7 protein-coding genes and 1 tRNA gene are annotated in these 7,012 nt (G+C 57.9%); 2 read left to right on the forward strand and 6 right to left on the reverse strand.

Annotation, left to right across the window (positions count from 1 at the left end; genetic code table 11):
• Positions 1-64 precede the first annotated feature (64 nt).
• Positions 65-484, forward strand: coding sequence for an IS66 family transposase (locus LQ952_RS14995; protein ID WP_347402092.1), 420 nt, complete (start codon positions 65-67; stop codon positions 482-484).
• Here LQ952_RS14995 and LQ952_RS15000 read toward each other — a convergent pair.
• The 3 genes from LQ952_RS15000 to LQ952_RS15010 all read right to left on the reverse strand — a co-directional run bounded on the left by LQ952_RS15000 (position 478) and on the right by LQ952_RS15010 (position 4,131).
• Positions 478-1,359: an Rpn family recombination-promoting nuclease/putative transposase gene (locus LQ952_RS15000; RefSeq protein ID WP_238623435.1), complete on the reverse strand. Its 882-nt coding sequence runs from the start codon at positions 1,357-1,359 to the stop codon at positions 478-480. The two genes, LQ952_RS14995 and LQ952_RS15000, sit on opposite strands and share 7 nt — an antisense overlap.
• A 151-nt stretch (positions 1,360-1,510) precedes the next feature.
• Entirely contained in the window at positions 1,511-3,073 is a 1,563-nt protein-coding gene (locus LQ952_RS15005) for an ATP-binding protein (RefSeq protein ID WP_238623436.1), read from the reverse strand.
• A 614-nt stretch (positions 3,074-3,687) separates the two neighbouring features.
• Complete coding sequence (locus tag LQ952_RS15010; protein ID WP_238623437.1) at positions 3,688-4,131, reverse strand: RpnC/YadD family protein; 444 nt, start codon at positions 4,129-4,131, stop codon at positions 3,688-3,690.
• Between the two features lie 303 nt (positions 4,132-4,434).
• Here LQ952_RS15010 and LQ952_RS15015 point away from each other — a divergent pair, with 303 nt between their 5' ends.
• Positions 4,435-5,562 (forward strand): transposase, encoded by a 1,128-nt coding sequence (locus LQ952_RS15015; protein ID WP_238623438.1) that lies wholly within the window; start codon positions 4,435-4,437, stop codon positions 5,560-5,562.
• 544 nt (positions 5,563-6,106) lie between these two features.
• Here LQ952_RS15015 and LQ952_RS15020 read toward each other — a convergent pair.
• From LQ952_RS15020 to LQ952_RS15030, 3 genes are all read right to left on the reverse strand, one after another.
• A tRNA-Ser gene (locus LQ952_RS15020) sits at positions 6,107-6,197 on the reverse strand.
• A 117-nt stretch (positions 6,198-6,314) separates the two neighbouring features.
• The gene (gene csrA, locus LQ952_RS15025; RefSeq protein ID WP_040405939.1) at positions 6,315-6,500 is read right to left on the reverse strand and encodes a carbon storage regulator CsrA; all 186 of its coding nucleotides are present in this window, start codon (positions 6,498-6,500) and stop codon (positions 6,315-6,317) included.
• A gap of 158 nt (positions 6,501-6,658) precedes the next feature.
• A partial coding sequence (locus LQ952_RS15030) for an ACT domain-containing protein (RefSeq protein WP_238623439.1) occupies positions 6,659-7,012 on the reverse strand: 354 nt, incomplete at its 5' end.

Genomic DNA, 7,012 nt, shown 5'->3' on the forward strand with positions numbered 1-7,012 from the left:
CCCGCCCTGAACGGCGGGGCTTGCCGCGCGCTGGGTCATTCTTCCTCCTTTCCAGGACTTTCCTATCGCAAGTTGGTCCCATGCCCGGCGACCGTTCGAACAGATCGCCCACAAACACAAGCAGCGCGGCCGCGTGCATCTCATCATGAAGCTGATCGCCGCGATCTACCAGGTGGAGTCGCGCCTGCGAAGGCAAGGGATCGATGATCCCGAGGTGATCCGGCAGGAACGCCAGCGGCGCACGGTGCCGATCCTTAAGCGCCTGCGTCGTCTGCTGGACCGCATCCTACCCAGCCTGCCTCCCCGGGGGGACTTCGCCAGGGCGATCCGCTACACCCTCAACATCACTGGGCACCGCCGGCCCAGAGGTGCGGGGAGCATGCCAGCCCCGAGTGACGGCTGGCTATACGGGGGCTACCGGACGGATACCCCTTGCGGGAGAAGAGGGAAAACGACGAGGGAAAACCCCGCACCGTTTCAGTGAGACTGCTCCGAGCGCAAGGCAATCACCTCGGTCAGGGACAGGCCCGTGGTCTGAGCAATCTGCTCTTCGGTCAACAAACCCAGCTTGAGCAGGTTCATGGCCGCCAGGCGCCGCCCCTCTTGCAGGCCCTTCTGCAGGCCAATCTCCTCGCCCTCCTGCCGTCCTTCCTGCCGTCCTTCCTGCCGTCCCTCCTGCCGCCCCTTCTGCCGTTCCTTCTCGGCCCACGTCTGAAGATTTTCCGCCAGCATTGCATGGTCCTCCACCAAACTGTTGATCTCTTCCAGTGCCTGCTCCGCCTCGGCACCCAGCCGTCTGAGGTGACGCTTGAGCCAGCGGGTGATCACCTCGTCCAACCGGGCCTTCTCCGGGTGTGCCCGGATCCGCACCGCCAGGCGTTTCACCGCTCCCTGCAGGGCCTCCACGTCCTTCGACGCCTTCTCCACCTCGAAGATCCCGCTCAGCGGTGTATCCCGCGCCGCCAGTTCTTCCTCGGTGAAGGCCGATTCGTTCACCAGATAGTAGCGCAGGTGCGGCTGATAGACCCGCAGGAACACCGGCGGTTCCGGCCGGACCATTCGGTAGATGTCCTCCCGCGCCGTCCAGCGCTTCGAGCCGTTGTACAGTACCACCGGAAAGATCGGCGGCATCCCCTTGCGGGCTGTCGTGACCTTCGTCTTGATCAGGTGGTCGTAGAAGCAGGCCACGTAATGCAACATCCGGAACAGCGGTGTGATGTAGTTCCCGCTGTGGTCCGTCAGGGTGGAGAAATCCATCATCGCCGACACCTCCGGCGGGGCAAATCCCTCCATCAGCTGTCGGACCAGTTCCGGATAGCTGAACAGTTCCTTGTAGCCCGTGTCGTGGTGGTTGACCATGCGCTGTCCTGGGTGAAGACCTGGTCGCCAGTGTGCCACAACAGCTGGCCAGAAGAATTCCTCACCTGCAACGACCCGGGCACGCCTCATTGTGGAAGCCATCAATCACGTGGAACGCCGCGTCCGCTTTGCCCAGGGCGATTGATCGCTTTTACAGGCTCAACACATCAAAAGCGATGATCTGCCGCTGCTCCCTGGAGAATTCCACGCCGATGAGATGAATGGGCTTGCCCTGCCCCCGGTATTTGTCGGCGTAACCCTTGTCCTGGAGCTGCCGCAACGCCTTGCCCTCCGGGACCTGCTCCACCACCTTGAACTCGAACAGGTAGATGTGGCCATTGAAATCCACGGTCATGTCCACCCGGCCGGTGTTGCCGGCATCCTCCACGGTGATGGCCAGGCCCAGCGCGGCCAGGTGGCTGTAGAACACGCTGGCGTAGTGGCCTTCATATTGGGCGATGGGGTTGTTGCGGTACCAATCGTGGGGCAGTCCGGCAAACAGGGCCTTGAAGTGGGTTTCCAGGGCCGGCAGGTCATGGTTGCGCAGGGCCATGAGCGCCTGCATCTGGGACTCCTGCGCTCGTGAGGCCTCCAGCCCCAGGGCCGGCAGCAGGGATTCGTTCAGACTGGCCTCCACCTCGCGATTGGGATAACCCAGGGTGTAGAGCCAGTAGCCGGTGATGGGTTCTTCCACCTTGTGCACGGTGAGATAGCCGGTCTGGAACAAGAGGGCTTCGGTGGCAATGTCGTCCACGTCGAAGCGGCCCAGCAGGCTGGCCTTGGTCTGCAGACGGTCCAGACGGGGGGTGAATACGCCCCGCTCCGACAGGAGCTTGACTAAAAATGAGGGCGTGGCACTTTCGAACCAGTAGGGCCGGAACTCCCGTTTCTGGAACAGCAGCAACACATCGAACGGGTTATAGACCGCCTGGGTCGTTTCATCTCCCCAGCGATAGCCGTTGTACCACTGACGGATCTGTTCCCGGTCCAGGCCCGGCAGTTCCGGGGCAAACACGGTATCGATGTCCTCGTCGGTGTAGCCGCAGATAGGGGCAAAGGGCTTGTCCAGGGTGATGTCGTTGAGGTTGTTCAGCCCGGAGAACAGGCTGACCTTGCTGAACTTGGACACACCGGTGAGCAGGCAGAATTTCAGATGGGGATCGGCGTCCTTGAGGACGGAATACAGGTTTTTCAGCCCTTCCCGCAGTTCGCGGGCCACGTCGGCATCGGTGATGTTGTCCAGGATGGGCTTGTCGTATTCGTCGATCAGGACCACCACTCGCTGGCCGTGTTGATGGTGGGCCATGCGGATCAGATCGGAAAATTCGCCGGCGATGTCCTGGGCGCCGCTGTGTTCGATGCCCAGGCGTTCCCGGTTGAATTGCAGCAGGTGCCGGATACGGGTATCCAGTGCCGATCGATTTACCATGACCCCATCGGCAAAGCTGATCCGGACGACCGGATGACGAGTCTGCCAATCCCAGCGGTCGTGGATGTACAGGCCACGGAACAGAGGCTCGTTAGCCTCGAACAACTCCTTGAGCGTGTCCAGCAGCAGGCTCTTGCCGAAACGGCGGGGGCGCGAGAGGAAATAATAGCTTCCATCTTCAATCAGTTGGGTAAGGTGTGCGGTCTTGTCTACATAGTAGAACCCGCCCGTGCGGATCTTGGCAAAGGACTGCACTCCGATGGGGAGATTGAGCTGGGCAGCCATGGGAAAGCGTAGCTCCTGAAGATTCGGTATGGGGCAGAGTATCATGAAGCCGGGTCTTGCCTTGCGGGGGCTTGGTCGCGACCGCGGGTGTGCACCCAAAGGCATTCGCCCCCCTTGGCAGAGACAAAAGAAAACATGAACCATTTCCCATTTTTCAGACCATACGCTTGTGCCCCTCCTGGAGCTATGGGATCTTGACCCCGTCGCCATGTATCGGCGCTCAAGGATGAACTCTCAGGCTCACGGATGATTTCAGGGATTGGCCCGGCCGCGCGACACAAAGCCCCGTCACATGGACAGTGATGGGGCTTTACTTTATGCGTTGTGTGTAGTGGATTGCCCCGTGGCCGAGGGCTGTTGACACACCGGACTCGCTGAATGGTCATGCCCGCGCAGGGGGAATTCAGTCAGCAAAAATTAGAATCGCGCCATGAATCTGCGTCCATTCCCGCGTAAGCGGGAATCCAGTCGCGGGCTGACAGTTCTGGACTCCCGCTTGCGCGGGAGTGGCGAAAAGGACGTGTTCGGTATTTCGTGTCATTTTTGCGGACGGACCCGCTCCTACGGGTCACAGGCTCTAAAATGGACCCCGATATCTGGACAGCGGTTTAAAGTTAGTGAGACTGATCCGAGCGCAGAACACTCACCTCAGTCAGGGACAGACCGGTGGTCTGGGCGATCTGCTCGTCGGTCAGCAAACCCAGCTTGAGCAGGTTGATGGCCGCTAAGCGCCGGCCCTTTTGCCGACCCTTCTGCAGGCCGATCTCCTCGCCCTCCTGCCGTCCCTTCTGCCGCTCCTTTTCCGCCCACGTCTGAAGATTTTCCGCCAGCATCGCATGGTCCTCCACCAAACTGTTGATCTGTTCCAGCGCCTGCTCCGCCTCGGCACCCAGCCGTCTGAGGTGACGCTTGAGCCAGCGGGTGATCACCTCGTCCAGGCGGGCCTTCTCCGGGTGTGCCCGGATCCGCGCAGCCAGGCGTTTCACCGCCCCCTGCAGGGCCTCCACGTCCTTCGACGCCTTCTCCTTCCACGGTGATGGATTGGGTTGGACAGCCATAGCTGTCTCCTCCAAAAGCTCTGTACGCCAGCGGCCTCTCAGAGGCAAAAGAAAAATATGAACCACTTCGCATTTTTTATACCAAGAGGTTGTATCCCTCCTATAGGTATGGGATTTTAAGTCCGTCGCCAAGTATCGGCACTCAAGGATGAACACTCAGGCTCATGGATGATTCCAGGGATTGGCCCGGCCGTGCGACATACGCCCTGCCAAATGGATTTGGCGGGGTTTTTTATTTTTTTTAATTTTTAATTGGACACCCACTTTATTGAAGTCTGAGCCTAAAAGCGGTAAGATGCCTTCATGGCTCAACCCCGACATGAACTGATCTCGCTCTCTGAAACGCCCTGGTATCACGTAGTCAGTCGCTGCGTGAGGCGCGCCTTTCTGTGCGGCCGCGATCAACTCACCGGCATGAACTACGGGCATCGCCGAGGATGGATCGAGGAACGCATGCTGGCACTGTCCGGCATCTTCGCCATCGATATTGCAGCCTACGCAGTCATGTCCAATCACTACCACATCGTGCTGCGTGTCGATGCAGGGCGAGGCCTGGACTGGGGGGTAGATGAGACGCTGAAACGATGGACGCAGTTGTTCAACGGCCCCTCTTCCGTTCAGCGTTACCTTGCCGGCGGCCCGGAACAACTGTCAGCCGCAGAAATGGCTCAGGTAGAAGAATGCGCGGAACTGTATCGTGCCAGACTGCACGACCTTTCCTGGTTCATGCGGGTTCTCAATGAGTCCATTGCGCGTCAGGCCAACCAGGAAGATGGCGTGAAAGGACGTTTCTGGGAGGGCCGTTTTAAAAGTCAGGCACTGCTGGACGAACAGGCCCTACTGGCCGCCATGGCCTATGTCGATCTAAACCCCGTTCGCGCCAGGGTCGCGCAAGATCTCCAGAGCTGTGAGTTCACCGGCATAGCCCGGCGTATCCGGAACGTTACCAGGGAGCTGGCTCCCCAAAGAAATTCAGGCGGTGATACTGCGAAATCCCAGCCCCAGCTCACCCCCCTCCCCGCCGCACGCAGCAGCAGTCGCGCCGATCATACCGCCGAGACAAACAGACTGCGCTCGGAACGGCATCTTAAATCGCTTCAGCCAGCACCCTTGATGCCCTTCAGCCCGGCTGCGCGTTTTGAGACTGCCATTCCTTTTGCCTTCGCAGATTATCTGGAACTGGTTGATATCCTGGGACGCTGTCTCCACCCGATGAAACGCGGCAGAATCCCGGAAAAGACGCCCCGCCTGCTGTTGCAAATGGGTATGGAGACTGAAGCCTTCGTTAATCAGTCAGCAAACATGCTCAAGACCTTCGGCCCCGTGATCGGGACACCTGAAACACTGTGTAAACTGGCTTTACGGCAAAGGAAACAGAGAGTACGAGGCATACGGGTTGCCAGAGCCGTATTTTCCAACAAAGCCGCATGAGGACACGAGCGCGGAAAACCGGCGGTGGTCACCCATCAATTGTTCCACGTGGCACCAGGCGCCTGGAGTAGTGCCTTTTTATTTCATCATATTGTTTTTAAAGTTATTTTTTACTCTAAAAAGAAAATACTTCAAATAACTTAAATAAATTATTGTTTATTAAAGAATTTTATAAATACAAATAAATCGATATACCTTAAAGCGCCCAGGACGACATCGAGCCACCCAAATAAGATGTGCGCTCTTTCATGGCTTCAACTGTTCGCTATGCCACATTGATCCAAGGGATCCTGGGCCGACTGCGAAACAGGTCGAGCCACTTCTGCGCAAAGGCCATGGCCGCCGAGGTTGTTATCGGGCTTCAGGCGACCGTCCTCGGTGAAGCACAGCAGGGCTGCCAATGATTAAGAACAATGGGGGGGGATTGTCCCGCGCCACCCAATCTGGCCCACAAAGACCAATTCATAGGCATGGGTTTAAGCGTGGGTCAGGGGATCTTTAAAAAGCAAAAAGCCCCTTGAATCAGGGGCTTTTGCATATCATATGGCGGAGAGAGAGGGATTCGAACCCTCGATGGGCTTTTGACCCATACTCCCTTAGCAGGGGAGCGCCTTCGACCACTCGGCCATCTCTCCGGAACATTGCTTGACTTGCCGATCCAGCTTAGCTTGCCGTCACGCATCCATAACATCGACGGCAAGCCAATATATTACCCAAATGATGGGCTTACGTAAAGTCCTTAAAGACAAAAATCAGGCGTTCCCTTCGGTCTCCTGCTCGCGCTGGATGCGCTCGTAGATCTCTTCACGATGCACGGCAACATCCTTCGGTGCGTTGATACCCACACGCACCTGATTTCCCTTGACGCCCAAGACCGTGACGGTCACTTCGTCTCCGATCATGAGGGTTTCACCAACCCTGCGAGTTAAAATAAGCATATTCCTTTCTCCAAACTGGATTCAATCACCTTGTGTTTTATAGTCCCGGACTCTGCGGTCCGGTATACAACCGACTTGACGCCGGTTCTTTACCACCATGGGCGGACCCAATCCAGGTCCGCCCGTCAGGCCACCTGCACTCACTTGCGGGCGTCTGATCACTTGCCGGGCTGGGCGCGCTCCAATTCGAAGGCATCATGCAGGGCACGCACACCCAGTTCCAGGTACTTCTCATCCACCACCACTGAGATCTTGATCTCGGAAGTGGAGATCATGCGGATGTTGATGCCCTCGGCGGCCAGGGCCTCGAACATCTTGCTGGCGATACCAGCGTGAGAACGCATACCGACACCCACAATGGAGATCTTGACGATTTTATCGTCACCATTGACTTGGCGGGCACCCAAGGCCTCGGCACGGGAACGGACAATGCCCAGGGCCTTTTCGAAATCATTGCGATGGACGGTAAAGGTAAAGTCCGTGGTGCCGTCGGCACCCACGTTCTGAACAAT

This window comes from Ectothiorhodospira lacustris (assembly GCF_022227785.1).
Taxonomy (GTDB): domain Bacteria; phylum Pseudomonadota; class Gammaproteobacteria; order Ectothiorhodospirales; family Ectothiorhodospiraceae; genus Ectothiorhodospira; species Ectothiorhodospira lacustris.

Bases quoted from the DNA above. Each gene is read 5' to 3' on its own strand.
- LQ952_RS15005 (WP_238623436.1), bottom strand. From the start codon at position 3,073: ATGGCTGCCCAGCTCAATCTCCCCATCGGAGTGCAGTCCTTTGCCAAG.
- LQ952_RS15010 (WP_238623437.1), bottom strand. From the start codon at position 4,131: ATGGCTGTCCAACCCAATCCATCACCGTGGAAGGAGAAGGCGTCGAAG.
- LQ952_RS15000 (WP_238623435.1), bottom strand. From the start codon at position 1,359: ATGGTCAACCACCACGACACGGGCTACAAGGAACTGTTCAGCTATCCG.
- LQ952_RS15015 (WP_238623438.1), top strand. From the start codon at position 4,435: ATGGCTCAACCCCGACATGAACTGATCTCGCTCTCTGAAACGCCCTGG.
- csrA (WP_040405939.1), bottom strand. From the start codon at position 6,500: ATGCTTATTTTAACTCGCAGGGTTGGTGAAACCCTCATGATCGGAGAC.